The organism is Planctomycetaceae bacterium, assembly GCA_041398825.1.
Classification (GTDB): domain Bacteria; phylum Planctomycetota; class Planctomycetia; order Planctomycetales; family Planctomycetaceae; genus F1-80-MAGs062.
The window spans coordinates 1-18584 of sequence record JAWKTX010000014.1 but is presented as its reverse complement, the minus strand read 5'-3'; the positions used below and the strand labels follow the sequence as shown (position 1 = coordinate 18584).

15 protein-coding genes, 1 tRNA gene and 1 riboswitch are annotated in these 18584 nt (G+C 55.1%); of the genes, 5 read left to right on the top strand and 11 right to left on the bottom strand.

The window, feature by feature from the left end:
* Window positions 1-25: 25 nt before the first annotated feature.
* Window positions 26-427 (bottom strand): hypothetical protein, encoded by a 402-nt coding sequence (locus R3C20_21555; protein ID MEZ6043093.1) that lies wholly within the window; start codon window positions 425-427, stop codon window positions 26-28.
* Between the two features lie 169 nt (window positions 428-596).
* On the opposite strand from R3C20_21555, the gene R3C20_21550 reads away from it, so the two are divergent.
* Window positions 597-1235 carry a cytochrome P460 family protein gene (locus R3C20_21550; protein ID MEZ6043092.1) on the top strand — a complete coding sequence of 213 codons (639 nt, stop codon included), beginning with the start codon at window positions 597-599 and terminating at the stop codon, window positions 1233-1235.
* Between the two features lie 56 nt (window positions 1236-1291).
* Window positions 1292-1651 carry a YHS domain-containing (seleno)protein gene (locus R3C20_21545; protein ID MEZ6043091.1) on the top strand — a complete coding sequence of 120 codons (360 nt, stop codon included), beginning with the start codon at window positions 1292-1294 and terminating at the stop codon, window positions 1649-1651.
* Here the strand turns inward: R3C20_21545 and R3C20_21540 are convergent.
* Both R3C20_21540 and R3C20_21535 read right to left on the bottom strand, forming a co-directional pair.
* Window positions 1569-2435, bottom strand: a complete 867-nt coding sequence (locus R3C20_21540) for a tyrosine-type recombinase/integrase (GenBank protein MEZ6043090.1) — start codon at window positions 2433-2435, stop codon at window positions 1569-1571. The genes R3C20_21545 and R3C20_21540 overlap by 83 nt on opposite strands.
* A 119-nt stretch (window positions 2436-2554) precedes the next feature.
* A tRNA-Ala gene (locus tag R3C20_21535) sits at window positions 2555-2627 on the bottom strand.
* 264 nt (window positions 2628-2891) lie between these two features.
* On the opposite strand from R3C20_21535, the gene R3C20_21530 reads away from it, so the two are divergent.
* Window positions 2892-3857, top strand: coding sequence for a sugar phosphate isomerase/epimerase family protein (locus R3C20_21530; GenBank protein MEZ6043089.1), 966 nt, complete (start codon window positions 2892-2894; stop codon window positions 3855-3857).
* A gap of 44 nt (window positions 3858-3901) precedes the next feature.
* Here R3C20_21530 and R3C20_21525 read toward each other — a convergent pair whose 3' ends face one another.
* The 7 genes from R3C20_21525 to R3C20_21495 all read right to left on the bottom strand — a co-directional run bounded on the left by R3C20_21525 (window position 3902) and on the right by R3C20_21495 (window position 16331).
* Window positions 3902-8290 carry a DUF1592 domain-containing protein gene (locus R3C20_21525; protein MEZ6043088.1) on the bottom strand — a complete coding sequence of 1463 codons (4389 nt, stop codon included), beginning with the start codon at window positions 8288-8290 and terminating at the stop codon, window positions 3902-3904.
* A gap of 200 nt (window positions 8291-8490) precedes the next feature.
* Window positions 8491-10956 carry a transglutaminase domain-containing protein gene (locus R3C20_21520; protein ID MEZ6043087.1) on the bottom strand — a complete coding sequence of 822 codons (2466 nt, stop codon included), beginning with the start codon at window positions 10954-10956 and terminating at the stop codon, window positions 8491-8493.
* A gap of 44 nt (window positions 10957-11000) precedes the next feature.
* Complete coding sequence (locus R3C20_21515) at window positions 11001-11855, bottom strand: endonuclease/exonuclease/phosphatase family protein (GenBank protein ID MEZ6043086.1); 855 nt, start codon at window positions 11853-11855, stop codon at window positions 11001-11003.
* Between the two features lie 52 nt (window positions 11856-11907).
* A complete protein-coding gene (locus R3C20_21510; protein ID MEZ6043085.1) occupies window positions 11908-13518 on the bottom strand; it encodes a glycosyltransferase family 39 protein in 1611 nt (536 codons plus the stop codon).
* Between the two features lie 86 nt (window positions 13519-13604).
* Window positions 13605-14660: a Gfo/Idh/MocA family oxidoreductase gene (locus R3C20_21505; protein ID MEZ6043084.1), complete on the bottom strand. Its 1056-nt coding sequence runs from the start codon at window positions 14658-14660 to the stop codon at window positions 13605-13607.
* A gap of 215 nt (window positions 14661-14875) precedes the next feature.
* The gene (locus R3C20_21500; protein ID MEZ6043083.1) at window positions 14876-15811 is read right to left on the bottom strand and encodes a DUF1559 domain-containing protein; all 936 of its coding nucleotides are present in this window, start codon (window positions 15809-15811) and stop codon (window positions 14876-14878) included.
* A 147-nt stretch (window positions 15812-15958) separates the two neighbouring features.
* Window positions 15959-16202, bottom strand: a riboswitch (cobalamin riboswitch).
* Entirely contained in the window at window positions 16158-16331 is a 174-nt protein-coding gene (locus R3C20_21495; GenBank protein MEZ6043082.1) for a hypothetical protein, read from the bottom strand. It overlaps the preceding riboswitch by 45 nt.
* A 74-nt stretch (window positions 16332-16405) precedes the next feature.
* Between R3C20_21495 and argB the strand changes: the two genes are divergently transcribed.
* Window positions 16406-17284 carry an acetylglutamate kinase gene (gene argB / locus R3C20_21490; GenBank protein MEZ6043081.1) on the top strand — a complete coding sequence of 293 codons (879 nt, stop codon included), beginning with the start codon at window positions 16406-16408 and terminating at the stop codon, window positions 17282-17284.
* Between the two features lie 195 nt (window positions 17285-17479).
* Window positions 17480-18352, top strand: a complete 873-nt coding sequence (locus R3C20_21485; protein ID MEZ6043080.1) for an RNA methyltransferase — start codon at window positions 17480-17482, stop codon at window positions 18350-18352.
* 16 nt (window positions 18353-18368) lie between these two features.
* Here the strand turns inward: R3C20_21485 and R3C20_21480 are convergent.
* Window positions 18369-18584 (bottom strand): hypothetical protein (locus tag R3C20_21480; protein MEZ6043079.1); only part of this gene is annotated, 216 nt, incomplete at its 5' end.

Genomic DNA, 18584 nt, shown 5'->3' with positions numbered 1-18584 from the left:
GGAATCGCCAGATAGCTGCGAGCATCTAACGCACGGAGATAGTCGTTGGTGGGAATAACTGCTGTACGTCATCGGCGAAATGCTGAATCGCTCCGCTCAGAACGTGCTTGCAGGGCGTTCCCTCGATCCCAAAGTCGAAGTTGGGGACATGCTCTCCATCCACCCAGACAGCAAGCGTTTGGACCTGCGTTCGCTCCGGGTTGAACTCGGCCACAAACGATGACTTCACATTGAGTGAGACGGCGAGGTACTGCACCAGCGAGCGAAAGAAATGCTCGCCACTGGCCCCGGCAGTCCCCTCCATGATGGACCGCAGCGTAGCATCCGGGTCGGGCGCCATCGGTTTGCCTTTCGCCGCCATCAGAACCCCTTCTCCATCCCTAACATTCACGGAATGTCGTGTCGTGTTACGAAATATCGTATTCACCAAAGCCTCTCCTGAAAAGTGCCGTGAAGATGAACGCCTTTTGTGCCAACGGTTTACGACGCTTCCAAGCGTCTCCTCCCTGTTTGGCACTCTCCTTGCAAATGCGAGAGCCGTGCCAGTGAACACCGTCGTTCAGGGCCACTTGATTCACTCAGTGAGGAGAAGACACATGCGTCACAAAAAGAACCTGTTGGGAGCCGTCTTGCTGTTCGCCGGAACCGCCTCAGCGCCACTGCTGCTGTCAGGCTGCGGCACCTCAGCCGACACGCCGATGGCAACTGCGAATGCTGCCGAGCGAGAACCCGGAATGCAGGCCAGGTTGGTGAACCACAACGAGCAGGGCGAACTGCTGCGCCCAGCCGATCACCGGGAATGGGTCTTCGTCGGGGCACCCGTCACGCCCAACGACATGAACGATGGCAAGGCGGCCTTTCCCGAGTTCCACAACGTCTACATCGATCCAGCCAGTTACGCCGCCTACAAGCAGACCGGCAAGTTTGCCGAGGGCACAGTGATCCTCAAGGAACTCGTTTCGGTCGGTGGCAAGAAGATGGACAGTGGCAACGGCTACTTCCAAGGAGAGTTCGTCAGCCTGGAAGCGATGGTGAAGGACTCAAAGCGGTTCAGCGACGAACCGGGAGGCTGGGCCTTCTTCCGCTTTGGGGAAGCGCCCGACTACGCATCGGTGGGGACTCGGATGAAGACAGAATCGTGCAACGCCTGCCACTCGGGAGCCAATGAGGATTATGTCTTCACCGGCACCTATCCCGTCCTGCGAGCGGCACGGCCCAAGATCGCAGGCAAGTAGTTGCCGCCTGCTCTCACAATCTCAATCCCGACAACCATTAAGAAAGATGAATCACCATGACTCTAGATCACACACCAGAACTTCAGGGGCACTGCCCGGTCGCTTACTTCGCACTGAGCCAGCCGATGAAAGGCGATCCACAGTTCTCTTCCACGCACGACGGCAAGGTCTACCACTTCGTCAACGAGGAAGTGAAAACAGAGTTCGACCGGAACCCTGACAAGTACATCCCTGTCTACGGCGGTCGATGCGCCTTTGGTATGTCCATCGACAAGGAGTTCGAGGCGTGCCCAACTAACTTCAAGATCATCAACGGCAAGCTGCACCTGTTCCTCAAGAACGACGAGACCGACGCCTTGCACTGGTGGCACAGAGACCGGCAATTGGAGTTCCATTCTTTTCAAGCTGCTCTCTGATTCGGCGGAATCGGCAGTTCACGGAGTCCTTGTTCCAGGCGTGGCCAGTTCGATTCACGAATAGAGGGCCATCCGGGTGACGTTGACACAGTGAGGCAACAAGATCCTTCGCTGCCGGTGTCAGCAGAATCAGTCGCGGATACTGCTTACCCTTCGCCTGGCTCGCAGGCAGCACGATTCGACCGGCCTTCACATCACAATGTTTCGCCTCGATCACACGGATCTCCTGTGGGCGAGCTCCTGTTTCAAACAGAAATGTGATGTAGTCACGAAAGCCGCCTTCCCTCACGCAGTTCCTGACCAGCTCGAACTGAGCAGATGTCAAGAATGATTCCCTGCGACGAGGAGCTGGGCGTTCGACGTTTTGAATGGGGCTGATTCGGAGCCGGCCTTCTTTCACCGCCCAATTGAAGACCCGCTTGACGGCTCTCACGGCGTTGTGCTTTGTCGTGTCATTCCAGCCTTCTTGAGTGTCTGTCCACTGCGTGATGTGCAAAGGTTTCAGACTGCCGATTCTCAGACGGACGCCGATCGAACGGGCGAATGAGGACAGGAATTCTTTGTACCAGATGTAGGTCTGAGCTGACCGATTCTTTTTGCACCAGTCGAGGTAGCTGTTCATCAGTGTGGCCACCGAGTCATTCGACGATGCTGGTGCTTCCGATGCCATCAGCTCGTGGTAAGCTTTGAACGCTTCCTCCTTGTCCTGGCTCAGACGGATCATTCGGCCGTGGTGGTTGACGTACCAGGCCCCATGAGATTTTTTGTAGAACGGCTTTCGCATGGACGAGTCTCCCTTGTCCGGATTTTGGGGACAAAAATGGGGACATGCACACGAAATCGGTTCACCGTGAAAAACAAAAAAGCCCTGAAAACTAAGTGTTTTCAGGGCTTTCTGTGAATTGGAGGATAACGGACTTGAACCGATGACCTCTTGCATGCCATGCAAGCGCTCTCCCAACTGAGCTAATCCCCCGGTTTTGGTGGTGCGTGTCCGAAGACTTTGTCACCGAGCGCAGAACACTATCACGCATCCAAAATACTGTCAAGGAGACTCAATGGCCGGAAGTCAGTTTCGTGACTTCGGGGGAATGGGTTCACGGCAGACTCGATTTTTTTGGAGTTGGCCGGTTTTTGCCGCTCCTGGTGGACAAACGATTTCTTTTGCTTTCTCTGTCAACTACCTTCGGGCGCCGGATTGCTGGCGACCAGGCCCGACTAGTCTTGAGGACAGATCTCAATGGAATCGAAATCAATTTCGTTCGCACGACGAGCTTTTCTGGCTTCTGCGGCCACAGGAATACTGGCAACCCGGAGGAGCGCAGATGCTGTGGCTGCCGAATCAGCTGACGGCGGCAATCAAACAATCGCCTCACCGTTTCGGTTCTGTCTGAACACGAGCACGATTCGAGGGCAAAAACTCGGCATTCAGGAAGAAATCCGTATTGCCGCTGAGGCGGGATACGATGGAATCGAACCCTGGATTCGGAGTATCGCTGAATTCGTTGAAGCCGGTGGCAAATTGGCCGATCTTCGAAAACAGATTCAGGATGCGGGTCTGACAGTCGACAGTGCGATCGGTTTTGCTCAATGGATTGTGGACGATGAGTCAAAACGGAAAGCCGGGCTGGAAGAAGCCAAACGTGACATGGATATGCTGAGAGTACTCGGGGGAACTCGCATCGCCGCTCCACCATCCGGCGCGAATCAGGGCCCGAAGCTGGATTTGTTTGTCGTCGCAGAGCGTTATCGCGCGTTGCTGGAACTTGGCGATCAGACGGGGGTCACACCGCAGCTGGAAGTTTGGGGCTTTTCTGCCAATCTTTCGCGGCTCGGCGAAACTGTATTCGTGTGCACCGAAGCTGATCATCCGAAAGCATGCGTGTTGCCGGACGTTTATCATATATTTAAGGGCGGCTCTGGATTTAACGGCCTCCAGTTGTTGAGCGATGCGGCGATTCAGGTCTTCCACATGAATGATTATCCCGCTTCGCCATCACGACAGGAAATGAATGACTCCCACCGCGTCTACCCGGGAGATGGCATCGCTCCTTTGACAGACATCCTGAACATGATTGGCGGCAATGGACGCAGCGTGACATTGTCACTGGAGCTATTCAACAAAGACTACTGGCAACAGGACGCGCTGCAGGTTGCAAAGACAGGTTTGCAAAAGATGAAGACTGCCTGTGAAGCGGCACGTTGATCACGGATCGTGCCGGAAGAATGTGCAGAACCAGCGCAGTGTGATCAGTCGCTTGTCGATTGAGCAACGTCACTACCGCGAATCTTCGTAAATTGCGGGCTCGTGATAATTGCGTTCACAACCGTTGAGATGCGGTAGTCATTTCGAGCAAGATCTTTCTGGATGTCATCCAGGAGTGGTTCATCGGATAGTTGTGTTGCGCGGCCAAGGGCATAGCCAAGCAGCTTTCTGCAAAACTGACGAACGATAGCGTCACGGCGATCGGTCAGCAGATAGTGTTTCATGCCTTCGAAGCCGTCGATCGTGGTTCCGTCCAGAACCGTTGTGCTGGTTTCGACAGGTCGGCCGCCAAGATCCCTGGTTCGGAAACGGCCGATGGCGTCAAAGTTCTCGAGGGCAAAGCCGTAGGGATCAATCCGCAGATGACAGCCGGAACAACGATCGTCGCTGGTATGGCGCTCCACCAGTTGCCGCACCGACAGTTCCACATTTGCTTCTTCTTCCGGTAACGGAGGAACTCCTTTCGGTGGCTTTGGTAGTTTCTCGCCCAGCACGACTTCGCTCAGCCAGTTGCCTCGCAGAATCGGACTTGTGCGTGATGCACCAGATTGTTTCGCCAACGTGGCGCCAAGCCCGAAAATGCCTCCGCGTGCATATTGCCGCACGCCATCGACTCGACGCCAGTTGGTGCCATCTACGCCCGGGATTTCGTAGTGTTCTGCAAGAGCGGCATTGAGAAACGTGTGGTCAGCGTCGAATAAATCCAGAAGAGATCGGTCCTGTTGCAACAGGTCTGTGAATGTCAGAATCGCTTCTTCGTACAACAGCGGTTTCACAGAATCAAAGGTCGGAAAATACTGTTCGCTCTTTTCATCCAGCTGATCGAAGTCATAGATATGCAGCCACTGGCAGAAAAACTCGGTCGCCATGCGGCGTGACCGGGGATTCTCCAGCATTCGGGTTGCCTGCGATTTCAGAATATCCGGCTGTAAAAGCGTTCCATTCGCAGCGACTTCTCGCAGTTGTGCATCCGGAGCTGACGACCACAGGAAGTAGCTCAACCGATTCGCCAGTTCCCAGCTGCTTACAGCCGACGGATCGCTGCCCCTGCCTGGGGTCTCCAGTCGATAGAGAAACGACGGCGCTACAAGAACCCGTTGAAGTAACATGCCGAATGCATCCTCGTGAGAGAGGCCATCGGCCCGGAGCTCGGCGTAGAGACTTCGCAGGGTATCGGCTTCGCCTGCTTTCAGATCACGTCGATACGCCCGGGCAGCGAAATCAATCATCGCTTCGATATGTGTAGGCTCACTTTTTCTGAGCGTGTCACGAAATCTGTCGGCAGCCTTTTGAATTGGACCAGCCATTGGCGCAAAGACACCCGGGTCCGCATCCTGAGTCGCGAATTCCATCAATTGTTCAAAGGCATCGACAGTCGCAAAAGCCTCTCGACTTATGTAACGCATTTCCTCCCAGAGTCTGTCGAGTTCTGCCGTTTCGCGTTCGCTGAGCAGCAGTCGTTTCAGATGGTTGTCTTCGCGATAGTAAAGCGTGAGAGTAACAACTTCGTCCACCGGAACAATTTTTGTGTAACACAATGCTGCCGGAAACAGGTGTCGAAAGTCGTCGAAAGCCTGCTCGATCTGCTCCCGTGCGACGCTGTCCTGATTGACAATGACGGGCGTGGCATACGCGATGCCACGATTATTGGATGTCCAGGGGCCCACTCCATTCGTATTTGTGACAGACGCTGGCTGCAGGCCCTCAAGCTTTTCGGGGCGAGAAGTGAGGACCTGCATTTGTACGCTGCCTTCGGCTCCTGAAACCGGATGCAGCATCGCTGTGGTGACGAACTCCGTTCCTGCCACGAGGTCAGCAGGAAGCCGAACTTCAAGCACAGACGGCGCAGCAACACACAGACTGGCCGACTCAACGGCAGGCAGATCCTGTGAAAGTCCATTGTCTGCCGGATGTGCTCCAAATTTTGAGCGATCCAGCCCCCATGGGAGTCCTTCAAGTCCTTCGTCAGCATTCACACCATTGGCTGACGACGACCCCGTGCTCCTTTCCCTGACGGAGATCATTTGCAGGGCGGAAGACATCAGTGGTCCACTGAGCGATGTCAGCTGCTGATACAAGATCGCGTCGGGCGAGTCTCCCGGGGCATTCTGCGGGCCGTTCTGGAGCAGGTTCTGCAATTGTGCAGCCAGTAAGGATCGCTTTATCGAATCGGCTTCGCTCTGCCATTTGGCCAGCAATGACCCAGCAGGAATGACGTGTCCGGTAGAACCGGTTGCGGGTTCCGAGAAGAAATGCCATACGTCGAGATGACCGTGCTGGTCCGCATGGGGGTTTCCAGCCAGCAGGTCGGGGGACAAGTCGCTCGCCATGTTCCATTGCAGAGTTGTTCCGTCCGGCAGACTTGAATTCAGAGTCATGTCGATTGAGGTCAGATCGCACGAATGGTTTCCGTCCCGAGGGCTGATGATCAGGCAGACGACATCATTTTGCCGCACAGCGATATCTTCCAGCGGACCATACGGGATGACGGTCGCGCCGTGACTGATGCCTGCAGCCAGTCGTTGCCTGGTGTTTCCTCGCCGCAATTCTATTGTCCATGCAGTCCCGTTCCCGCATTCGGGGTGGGCATGCTGAACGGCACCTTCGATGTTCAGTGTGCCCGTCACAGGGCTTTTCCAGCCGACAACAACCGAAAGTGTCGGGGCCGGGTGCACGGCAATGCTATGAGGCTTCATATTGCCGGGAATTCGAACATGCTGATCCGATGAATTGGCGACGATGCTGAGCGCGTCATCTTCATGCCACCCATTGATGAAAGCGTAGCCCGCACCGTTTTCCATCTTGCGACCGATGGGCGTTCCCAACCGAACTGGCCCTGCTGAACCGATTCCCATGTAGTCGAGCCATGCGGTGAGCGACGCAGCATCGACAGAGAATTCCTCAGCCAGCGCATGGACATCGGTGGTCTGTGATGTTTCACTGGCACGGGATGCGGCAGCAAGACATCGTTCGGCTGTGGAAAATAGCTGCTGGCGATGAGCGGCGAGTTCACGAGTCACATCGCGGACATCTCTTAATAATAAATCCGGCCGCCCGGCCGCAACCAGTCGCGGTCGTTCCCAGACAACAACATCGCCGGACGACGATGTTCCGGCATCGCCCGCGACAAGGTACAACGAAATCTCCCGCTGGCCGGATTCGCCAGGGGCCAACTGTGCGGCCGCCAAAGCAGAAAGTGGCAATCTGATGTCCTGTCGCGACACAATCGGACTGACAGGTTCCAGCCAGGAAGTCGGCCCGTTCACTTTGCCGATATGCCCCACCGTTGTGAACTGCCACAAAGCAGACTGCCATCGTGCAACCTGCTGAAGAATTTCTGAACGGGCCTCCGGTGAATCGTGATGCCATGCGGCACGAAGTTTGTTCAACAACAGCGAATCGGGCCGATCGGCGGCCTCCAGTGATTCCCAGAGTGTCTGCAGGTATCGTGCACTGAGTTGAGGTGAATTGTTGGCCGATGCCAGTGCAATCTGTTCAAACGTTACTGAGCCGGCTCGCAGGCCAGCTCGGTTTTCCAGCAATGCTGTCAGGTACTTTTCCAGCGGCAGTCGTCCGCCACCATTCGTATTGAAAACAATTCCCTGCAGATTGACCTGATCACCACCAGAGCTGTCGGTATATCGTGCATAGAAGCTGCGAATCTGATCGAGCATCTCATTTGTGAAGTCGCGTCGCGTATGGAATTTCGAAAAGCGAAAACCCTGAGGCAGAAGAACCGCATGTGAACTGATTTCGCGAGCAGCATCCAGGTATTTCGTGATCATCGCCGGGGACATAACCAGCGAACTACCCGTATTGGTAAATCCTTCCCCCGATGCACTGTCCACTGGAAATTCGCGAGCCGGCTCCAGCGGCACACCGGTTAAGTCCTGAATGGTATACGTGAACTCGGCATTGTTCAGACGTCGCAGGACGACGGGCCCGGGATCTCCGGCGCTTGCGAGGGCCTCCGCGTTCAGAAACTCCTGGACCCAGTTGCGAAACTGTTTGCGATCCCGGACGGACAGTTGTGCAGAATCCTTTGGCGGCATTTCGCCGTTGTCGATCATTTCCACAACTTTTTGCCAGACCGCAGGGTGCCGCCTTACAGCATCGAACGAGTTGAATGTTTCGAGATCCAGTTCACCCTGCATTTCGCTGGTCGAATGGCAATCAAGACAAAACTGTTTCAGCAACGGTAACTGTTCTTGGTCGAAGCTGCGGGAAAGCTCCGTGAACACACTGGCGGGGAGACCAGCGCCATCCTGTTCGCTCACAGGCGATGGCTGTGTCGCCAGAGCTGCATCCGAAAGCAGGCAGGCCGTCAGTAGTGCTGCAACTGCAGCATGGGATCGAACCAGACAGATCAACATGAGCAGCTCCGGCAGGAAAGGTTGGCAGCTCGGCAGGAATTTGAATCGCGCAGGAAAGCGGCACAGTCGATGCCTCAGCTGTGCATATTTCGAACGCCCAGCATACCGCTTTCGATTGATGGGCAGCAAGCAATGCCGACAAACAACCGTTGAATCAGCATTCTGCTGCTGATGCTGTCACCGCAATTCAACAACGAAAGCTATGGTTGCGCGGATAAAACTACAGCGATCTGACTGGTAAACACCGTCGCTGGATCTCCGCGTTCTGCCAGGGAGCGTGCGGCTGCATCAATCGTTCGTTCAACCATTCCCTCGTGCAGAACGATGCCGTTGTGTGTGACGGTAATTGGTTTGTCCAGGTCAGCAATCTCGTCGTTCAGAAGAACTGCAAACTCTTCGACATCATCCGATTTCACAGCGAAAGAGTTACCGTCGCGTTCAGCACGAATCTCAGCGCGTTCCCTGATGCGTTGTGGGTTTGTGCCGAGCCAGTAGAATCTGGAATGCACAACGTCATCCTGCTTCCAGACGATTTTTTGCGGCAGAGGATTGCGAGATTTGCCGGCCATCCACGGGATCGCTTCGGCATCTTCACGATCCATCCAGTGCGATTTGGCAGCATGAATATGAACCCAGTGGTCATAGCCTTCTGGATCTTCTTTTTGCAGGGCTTTCAGTCTTGTCTGCCATTCCACAGCAGTCTTGTTGCGATTGTATGCGGTGTCCAGTTCTCCCATGTGCAAAGTAAACGGCAAATTACGCAGGCCGAGTGGTGAAGTTTCGTTGGGATGTCCGGCCATCATGGCCGCGGCCGCAAAGCGGTCGGCCATGCGAGGAGCCAGTTGGTAGACACCATCACCCCCGGCGGAATATCCGAGCAGGTACACTCGATTGGGATCAACTTCTTCCAGCACAATCAGGTTCTGAATGAGTCTGTCGAAGAACTGATCAATATGGGCCTGATGCCAGAGATTCCAGGTATCTGTCGGAGCCCGCGGCGCGAGGTAAAGACCTTCCGCAGGTTCGTACAGCCGTTTTTGGTTTTCCCACTGCTGATCGTTCACTCGCTTCGGCGCGCCACCGCCGCCGTGCAGAGAGAGATACAGGCTTCGACCGGTCGGCGGCTTCGTTCCAAACACTTTGAAGTCGAATGGCATTTTCAGTTCGCCAATCACCAGTTCGCGCGCATCCGTTTCGGCCTTTCGAGTTGCTCGAATGTGGTCCTGGTGGTCTGACCAAAGCAGTGCAACGGCTTCGGCGGCATCGCCTTTTGTCAGGGGCACTTTTGCAAATTCCTGCCGCTGAATATCGGGTCGCTGATCCGTCGGTTGCGAAAGGAAAGCGACCAGATCAGCCACCGCTTTCGCGGAACGAGTTGCGGCAGAAGAACCTCCTGATCGGGCGATCGTCCAGATCCATGGCCCCGACCTGTTTTCTGCCCGGATAGTCTCGGCCTGTTCGATGTCATCGCAGCGGATGGTGACGCGATATTGTTCTCCCTGTTGAAGAAAGGTCTGCAGGTAGTCGTTTGTGTCAAATCCCTCGTCTCGGGAAATACCTTCAAAGACGTTTTCGTTTCGATTGTTCAGGACGCGCACCCTGGCAGAGATCCGCTTCTGGTCCCTGCGGTCTTTCACGCAGAACATGGCGAGGACCATTCCATCCGGCACTTTTTCAGCCTGAGCAACGTAGCGATTTGTGACATTCACCGCGCTGACGTAGTCGATCGAACGATCCCAGACCAGAGGAAACCTCAGAGGTGTCCGCCGGAAGCTGACAGCATAGATCGCATGGTTGGGATCATCGGTAACGGCCGTCCCCGCTCTGCCGCTGAACCACGCCTTGTCCAGATTGTTTCCTGTTGGTTCAGCCGCTCCAGTGAAGTGCCAGCCGTTGTCCCAGATTTCCACCCAGGAATGGTTTCCACTGTTGTCGGACCATAACGGTGTTCCGACAAACCGAGCGGGTATGCCCAGGGCTCTGCAGGCATCAATCAGCAGCACGGATAATCCTGTGCAGGAGGCCAGGCCGGCATTAATCGATTCAAGCGGACTCTGATCCGCCTTGGGACGCTGCGTCGAATATTTGACCTTTACCAGCGGAAAAAGCTTCTGATTAAGCAGGGCTGCTGCATGGGACGGCGTAGAAGCTTCTGCAATCAGCGGGCGAAACTGCTCCATGAATTGTCTTCGCCATCCATCCCGGCGTTCGTTGATGTTAGCGTAGGGAAGCACGTTGTTCAGAAAAATGTCATGAGGTACGTCTGTCTTCCAGGGAGCCTGCTCCCATGCTTCATAGGCAAGCCGCACATTCTCCAGCAGATACTCCGAGGAAAGCGATCTCAGGTCGCGTTCCGGCATATTGGCGATCAGGAACTCCATCGCTTCCCGATGAGCCGCTGGCGACTTGCTGATCGCCATCAGAAGTTCCGTTCGGTTTTCCCCGGCCGCCTGCAGGGCCTGCTGCAGTTGCTCCTTGCCTGCCGTATCTTCTTCTGCTGATGTGGCAGTAAGGCTGGCCTTTAGCTGGCCTTCATCCCGGGTTTGGGCGAAAACCGGAAACCCTGAGGTCGCCAACATCATGCAAAGGACGGGAAGGCAGGCGAATCGCACAGTCCGAAACATGCTCAGGGGACCGGGATTGTTTAGCGGGAGAAGGATATTCATAGGCTGGATTTTCTGACAACGTCCACGTGCTGGCGGCCGAAAGACTATTGAGGGGAACTGATTTCGAAGACGGCGAGTACAGGTCGATGATCAGATGCCATGTCGTCTTCAATGACTTCTGAATGAGTCATTCGAATGCCGGCACCTCTGTAGAAGACGTAGTCGATGCGACTGCGCGGTTTGCTGGAGGGCGCCGATGGAGATTGAGCTGCATCCATTGCGTGATTCCATTTCTCAAGCAGTATTGCAATCGGTTCTGAGTCCGGCGTCGCGTTCATGTCGCCCGCAAGAATGACTGGCTGAGAGGGACTATCAGCTGCAAACAGCTGATTAACAGCCTTCGCTTCAGCAATCCGATCTTCGGGAACGTTGTGCTGAAAATGCGTACTGATAAACGTGATGGGGATGCCATTGCTGATCGTCAATTCTGTCCTGATGGCTCCCCGGGGATAAGTTGTGCGTGCGGCTGTGCTTTCTGAATAGGGCAATGGCTGAATATGCACATCCTGGACAGGAAAGCGAGTCAGAACAGCGTTGCCGTAGAGACCGCCGTCGTAATGCTGAGTTGGACCAAATCGCACGGCTAGTCCTGTGAGCTTTGCAAGTTCCCGAGCCTGATGGACTAAACCGGATCGCCGGACAACCACATCAACTTCCTGAAGCGCAACGATGTCTGCTTGACTGTCTTTGATGACCTTTGCGAGCCGCTCCAGATCGTAGACGCCGTCATTCCCCTGACCATAGTGAATGTTGTAACACAACACTCGCAGAGTCGTGGATGCAGCCAGTGGTGCGTCCTCACTGGCAGCCGCTTGTTCCAGTGAATGACATGTTCCGACAAGTGCAACCAGGAAGCAAAGATTCAGCTTCCCGCAGAGGGACGAACGTGCGTGGTTCATGAGGGCCTCGTGGGATCAATGGAGAAGAACGGTCAGCTGGCCAATCGAGTTGTTATTCGGGGAGTTCATCCCATTCCGCATGGGTTGTATCGATGAGGCGAGCCAGCACAACGCCATCGTACTGGACTTCAATCAGCAGTTCTGCACCCGGCGGGACTTCGCGAAGGGAACGACGCAGATCGGCAAGGCGATGAAGCAGCAGCAACGGGCCGCGCTGACGTTGCGAATCGTATTCAAAAGGGACAAGATGGATATTTTTGCGAGCGACCACGGGAACCAGTGATTCGATCGCATTCAACTGAAATTGATGTGACACGGGAGCCACGAAGATTGTCGTATCTTCTGCAATATGCTTCCAGAAATCGCCATTGAGCGAATCGGACCAGTAACACGATTCCATCCCCAGTCGCCACGCACCGCGGCCGCGGCCGACGAGATCGTTGTATTCGTTGATGGCATAGGGACTCAGCCAGCTTCGGTCTGCGGTCGTCTTGGCCAGAGCGATCACGGTAATCAACAGACAGGCAGGCAACCATCGACCGACAGGAACCGTTTCCGGATGCAGTCTCGCCTCACGGATTCGACGGATCGATAGTGCAAACCCCCGCGCGGCCAGAATAGCAAGCGAGGGCATGATACACAGGAAAAGCCGAGTTCCGTCGTAGACGGGTGTCCCTGGCAGCGCGAACACAATCAAAGGCCACAAAGTTGCCGCCAGAAGAAACCATTCGATCGTCTGCATTTGGCGGTTCATGGCTCGCATCACTAGGCTCAGCAATGCGTAGACCGGCACAGTGATCAGCGTCATCACAAACGGGAAGTGCCATGGAACAAGCTTGTCGGCGAATCGTTCCCCCAGATACCAGACATACAGCGTTTGTCGATCCGACGCGCGCCCAAGGTATTGCCGGATGTGTTCCATGGGGTCAAGCCAAAGCCATGGCCAGCACACAAATGCAACGAACAACCCTGACAGAGTCCAAAGAAGCAGTGGCCGAATTGCGCGGATTCGAAGATGGTAAAGGCTCCATCCGGCAATCAGTGGCGGCAGCAGGATGCCCTGCATTTTCGTCAGCATCAGGCCCCCCCAAAGGGCACCGCAGAATATTGCCTGGCGATTCGTTGGTGGTGTCGTTCGGGTCCACCAGGATGCAAATGCCAGCACAGCCGCGGACCAGGCCAGCACGGTCGATGTTTCCAGCGTTGCCAGTCTTGCGTGACCAATGAACTGCGGCATGAAGATCAGTGCGACCGCGGCAGCGGTTGCCGTTGGTTGATCGAAGTGTCGTCGGCAAAATTCGAACACCAGAAAGATCAGCACCGCGAATGCAAAACACGAACCCGTTCGGGCCGCAGTAATGTTGATACTGCATCCATCGGCTCCGCCTATCAGCCATGCTGTCATCTGGTGAGCCATGCCAAGCAGGATTCGGCCCACGGGAGGATGATCCGACAGGTAGTCTCTTGCAGCGAAAACCTCCTTTGCCACAGTGGGTGTCAGAATCATGGGACCGTGGCGACCGATCGCCTCAGCCAGATACACTCCCTGACCCACATTGAACGATTCGTCCAGGGTTAAACCGGGACCGGCCGGCAGACGCGAATCGATCAGGCCGTGATTGATTCGCGAGGCTGCCAGCACGAAGGCAGCCGCAGACATCATCAGCGCCGGGAGCAGCGGTCTGATGGAAAATGAAAAGTGCTTTTGAGATGCTGACCTGGAAATTTCGAAGCCTGTTTCGGATGACGCTATTTCGATGTGATGTCTGCGACTTTTTGTGCGGCCGTCGCTTCCGCCTTCTTCATCACTGCTGAAATTTTTATTGGAATAAATCCCTGTCGCTTACTTTCGTCTGCGGCTTCCATAAAGGCATAAAGATTGATCGTTTCTTCAGGGCCAACCGGAGCAATGCCTGTCTGAAAGAACTTCACAAATTCAACAGCCAGCGGACGATAGCCGTCGTATTTTCCGACCGGAGCAATTCCTTTGGTGCCAAATGCTGTGCCGCCATAACCACTGCTGCCGGATCGAATACCACGAAACGTACCGATTCGACCATCAGACCATGTTCCCGTGACCTGATCGAAATCTTTTGTCTGGGTTCGCACAACGCTTTCACAGCCGGCCCCCATGACAGTAAACAATGTTTCACAGCCATGAATTCCGTACCAGAAGAGGTCCGGATGAGTCATCTCCAGCGAACACGGCGAATATGCGTCGCAACCCGTGACATCGCCGATGGAACCATTCCGAACGTCCTGAGCCGCGGACGCAAACCGGAGTGAAGACGAACTGAAGACAGGTGTCTGGTAGTGTTCTGCCAGCTTGAATATCGCGATGGCGTCCACAAGTGAACCAGCAATCGGCTTGTCAATAAACACGGGTTTGCCAGCTTTCAGTGCGGGAATAATCTGCTCCAGATGCGGCCGTCCATCATTGGTCTCAAGCAACACCGCGTCGACCTGAGCAATCATGGCGGGAAGATCTTCGATGATTTCCACCCCCAGTTTCTGAATCTCTTCGGTGTATTTCGGAACCCGTTCAACGCTGCTTTTGATGTCGGGCGATCCTTTGGGGTACACCAGAGTCAATCGACACCCCGCAACGTGTTGTGCGTCGTTCACGTTCAGGAGTTTCGCAAACGCCAGACAATGCGAAGTGTCCAGTCCAATCATTCCCACCTTCAGCACTTTACCATCGGATGGTGACTCTGATGCGGCCTGCTGCTGGCCCGATGGCTTTTCATCGGCGAACACTGAAACACTGACGGCAGCAATCAGCACGGATGCAAAGAGATACTTCATGGAGAACTCCGAATTCGTTCTGCGTGGGGATTTATCGGGTGGGGCTCGAAGGCAATGCTCGCGCTGCAATGAGACGCGATTGGGTCAGGATTGGCATTGTGAAATATCCTGAGCCAATACGCCAGCAGACAGCAGGACTTCGGGTTTCAGCAGCATTCTGAGTCTTCGCTGTTCCTGACCAGGACGATGATCCTTTCCGGAACACAGAACGCCCGTCACTCGCGATCGTAAAGCTCATCCCGCAGGTTAGGATCATGGAGATTCCCGTTGGAAGCGAAGCCCAGACGTTTTTCCTTCATCAGGTCGGCCTGTTCCTGCGACAGGAAATTGCTTCCCGGCACCTCAACCAGGCTTTGCCAGGCTCGACTTTCGACGTGACCATCCAGAAAGGCTACGTTGGCTGAATCCAAATGTCGGAAGTGGATGTTCGGAAAATTATTGCTCGGCGGTTCCAGCAACCACGTTTCTTCAAAGCTGTAGGTGGGCGGGGCAAACGTCACCAGCTTGACCTGAGCAGCATCGGCAAATACAAGGGTTTCAGACGTCGACCGGACATCGCGAAACTTTCGCGTCACCGGTTTGCGGCTTAACTGCGCGGCCCAGGCAGGCGGAAGCCATTCGATTCCGCCGGGGCGAGACAGATAATAGCCGTTAAATCCGAACCCCGATGCCGGGCGTCCGAATCGAACACTGTCCATTTGCCCCGGACCGAAATTCGGACACTGAAACGCCTGATAGTTTGTTTCCATGAAGGGGCTCAACGGCCCCCGTTCAAATGCCAGTTGATTCTCTGGCAGCGGTTGGTCGTAGTCCACCGTGCCAAACCAGAATTGCGCGGTGCCCTGATTGCCGCTGAAAGTGCTCAGGTAATTCAAACGCTGCTGGTCTTCGATTACATACGGAACGAATGTCTCCCGGTAGACATCGGCGTAATTGTGCATCGCAAGCACCAGCTGCTTCAATCGGTTGCGGCACTGAGTTCTTCGAGCGGCTTCACGGGCCTGCTGGACTGCCGGCAGCAATAGTCCGACCAGGACAGCGATGATCGCGATAACAACCAGAAGCTCAATCAGCGTGAAACCACGATGGCGATGCCGTGGTGGGGTCGCGGATGGAGAAAATTCGGGTTCAGGCGTTGTTTGTGCAGGCATGACGACCTTTCCGTTGTCCGGGCGGTGGAAGCCCGACACTGAAACAGGAAAACCCGCGAAGCAAAATTGTCGCATGCCAACGGAACCAGCCCGAATCAGGATTCGGGGCGATTCGTATGATGGACGACAATCCTTTTTCGCGAAGGACTGATCTCCGGCATTTCAGGCAGGTCTTCTGACTTCCGGATCATTCCTTCAACTGCCCCTTCCCACGAACTCACTGGATGGCTAATCGCCCTGCAGCAGGATTCGCAGTGGATGAATGCAGTGATGGTCCCCGGTTACAGCGGCGCGACCGCGACGGATTTTCACCGTCTTCCCTTTTCACCTGTACCCGTGCGGACAGTCAGTCTTTGGCTGATTCCACACCCACAGGCACCTGAAACACTTCGTCTCGGACCATTGAAATCCGGTGGTTCACAGCCGTTTCCAGCATTCGCCGAGTCGAGACATCACTGTAATCGAATGTAATCTGAACACAACGAGCGATTCGCACGTTGATTCGCTTTCGCCGAATCATAGAATCGTGCCCCTCATAACATCGCTCGCCCTCCCTCAGCAGTGATTTTCCCGCTGCACAGAATTTGGTCCACTATGGAAGAAGCAATCCGAAAAGCACGCGTACTGATCGAGGCTATGAGCTGGATTCAGCGCTTCCGCGGAAGATACGTCGTTGTCAAACTGGGCGGAAGCACACTGGATGATAAGGCAGCAGTGGACAGTCTTCTGGCGGACGTCGTCTTCATGTCGACCGTTGGTATGAAGCCCGTCATCGTTCACGGTGGTGGCAAAGCCATCAGTTCTGCCATGAACAGTGCCGGCATTGAACCGAAGTTTGTTGCGGGTCGACGCTACACCGACAATAAAACTCTGCAAATCGCTTCGCGAGTTCTGATTGAAGACATCTGCCAGTCCATTGTCGACCAGATCAACCAAAAAGGTTCGCGAGCAACCGGGCTGCACTTTGGCAGTGAGAATGTGCTGACAGCCGAAAAGCTGTCTCTCCGGGATGATCAGGGCAACGAACTGGATCTCGGCCACGTGGGAAGTGTGACTCGAGTGGAAGTGGACACACTGGTGCGCGTCTGTTCGACAGGTACGATCCCGGTGATCCCGTGTATCGCTCTCAGCCCTTATGGTCATCGCATGAATGTGAACGCGGATACTGCAGCGGCAGCAGTCGCACGTGCGCTGGCAGCCGAGAAACTGGTCTTTCTGAGCGACATCCCCGGTATCCTTACCGACATCACCAATCCCGCGAGTCGACTGTCTCACGTCACCGGATCACAGGTCCGTAATATGATCGCCGTCGGAACCATTGCCGGAGGTATGGTCCCGAAAGTCGAAGCCGCTTTGGATGCGCTGGACGCAGGCGTTCGCAAGGTTCATATTGTCGACGCCGCCATGCCGCATTCTGTACTGCTCGAAATTTACTCGGATACAGGTGTTGGAACGGAGATCGTCGCGGAATGACACGTCATCCTGCGTCTATCCGATATCCTTCATCTATCCGACGATGATAGTACAGTCATCACCGATCAGTCACTTATCAGGCTCGGCTGACAACGCAGGCGGGCATGAAATGTCCCGGCCACCAACAGTGAACCTCATTGAACGATCAGTACGTATCGTATTCCCCAAACGACATTCTTCGCGGTCAGAAATTCTATGCTGGAACTTCGTAACCCACACAGCATTCTTGCCGCGCTAAAAGTGCGTCCGAAAGCAGTCAAATCGGTCAGCATTCAGACCATTGGGGCGGGCGATGTCTGGGACCACGTGGCCCATGTCGCTCGATCGAATGGCGTGTCTGTTCTGGTCGGATCGCCACCCGATTCACGGCGCAGCGAAATTCGCGGTTCGCGCGACGGAAGAAAGAAATCACACGGCAGGCAGGGCAGCCGGAACGGGAAGGAAGGACGGCCCTCGCGTGATGATCGGGGCACCGAACGCACAAGTGCCGGAATGGCGATTGTCGAACCGCCGTCTCCGATTCCACTGGAACAATTGCTGAACGTCAGCTCACCTCCGATCTCCGTGCCGCCACGACACTCCGAGGATCAGAAAGCCGATCGTGCCCCGGAATTCGGCATCTGGCTCGCTCTCGATCAGGTTCAGGATCCGCAGAACACTGGCGCGATCTTTCGACTGGCTGGCTTCTTCGGAGCCAGGGGCATCATTATGACGAAAGATCGCAGTGCCCCCGTCAACGCGACAGTGTGCGACGTTGCAACGGGAGGAGTTGAATACGTTCCGTTCAGCACGGTCGCCAATTTGTCTCAGGCGATCGAGAAAGCTCAGCAAAACAGCATCTGGATACTGGGAACGTGTGAACGAGCCACAGAGAGCCTGTACAACGTCAAGCGTGACCGTCACTGGATGATTATCGTCGGCAACGAAGGCTCAGGAATGCGGCGGCTGACGCGAGAACGCTGTGATCAGCTTGTAGCGCTTCCCCCATCAGGCCCGGTACCATCGCTGAATGTCGCCGCAGCGACATCGGCATGCCTTGCGGTGCTGAGCCACGCTCCGTCTGTTTAGCAGAAACCTTGAGGCATTACTCGTCATCTTCGAAGGGAAGTGTTGGCGAATTGCGTTCGGCCATTCCTTCCTTGAAGTGCTGTCGGCAGACGGACACATAGCTTTCGTTGCCCCCCACCTTAATTTGATTTCCGGCTCGCAGGGGCTTTCCCTCGGAATCGATTCTCAGCACCATCGTGGCCTTTCGTCCGCAGTGACAAATGGTCTTGATTTCAGACAGAACATCGGCCCA

Bases quoted from the DNA above. Each gene is read 5' to 3' on its own strand.
- R3C20_21545 (MEZ6043091.1), top strand. From the start codon at position 1,292: ATGACTCTAGATCACACACCAGAACTTCAGGGGCACTGCCCGGTCGCT.
- R3C20_21495 (MEZ6043082.1), bottom strand. From the start codon at position 16,331: ATGATTCGGCGAAAGCGAATCAACGTGCGAATCGCTCGTTGTGTTCAG.
- R3C20_21510 (MEZ6043085.1), bottom strand. From the start codon at position 13,518: ATGATGTCTGCGGCTGCCTTCGTGCTGGCAGCCTCGCGAATCAATCAC.
- R3C20_21550 (MEZ6043092.1), top strand. From the start codon at position 597: ATGCGTCACAAAAAGAACCTGTTGGGAGCCGTCTTGCTGTTCGCCGGA.
- R3C20_21525 (MEZ6043088.1), bottom strand. From the start codon at position 8,290: ATGTTGATCTGTCTGGTTCGATCCCATGCTGCAGTTGCAGCACTACTG.
- R3C20_21500 (MEZ6043083.1), bottom strand. From the start codon at position 15,811: ATGCCTGCACAAACAACGCCTGAACCCGAATTTTCTCCATCCGCGACC.
- argB (MEZ6043081.1), top strand. From the start codon at position 16,406: ATGGAAGAAGCAATCCGAAAAGCACGCGTACTGATCGAGGCTATGAGC.
- R3C20_21505 (MEZ6043084.1), bottom strand. From the start codon at position 14,660: ATGAAGTATCTCTTTGCATCCGTGCTGATTGCTGCCGTCAGTGTTTCA.
- R3C20_21520 (MEZ6043087.1), bottom strand. From the start codon at position 10,956: ATGAATATCCTTCTCCCGCTAAACAATCCCGGTCCCCTGAGCATGTTT.
- R3C20_21530 (MEZ6043089.1), top strand. From the start codon at position 2,892: ATGGAATCGAAATCAATTTCGTTCGCACGACGAGCTTTTCTGGCTTCT.
- R3C20_21515 (MEZ6043086.1), bottom strand. From the start codon at position 11,855: ATGAACCACGCACGTTCGTCCCTCTGCGGGAAGCTGAATCTTTGCTTC.
- R3C20_21485 (MEZ6043080.1), top strand. From the start codon at position 17,480: ATGCTGGAACTTCGTAACCCACACAGCATTCTTGCCGCGCTAAAAGTG.
- R3C20_21540 (MEZ6043090.1), bottom strand. From the start codon at position 2,435: ATGCGAAAGCCGTTCTACAAAAAATCTCATGGGGCCTGGTACGTCAAC.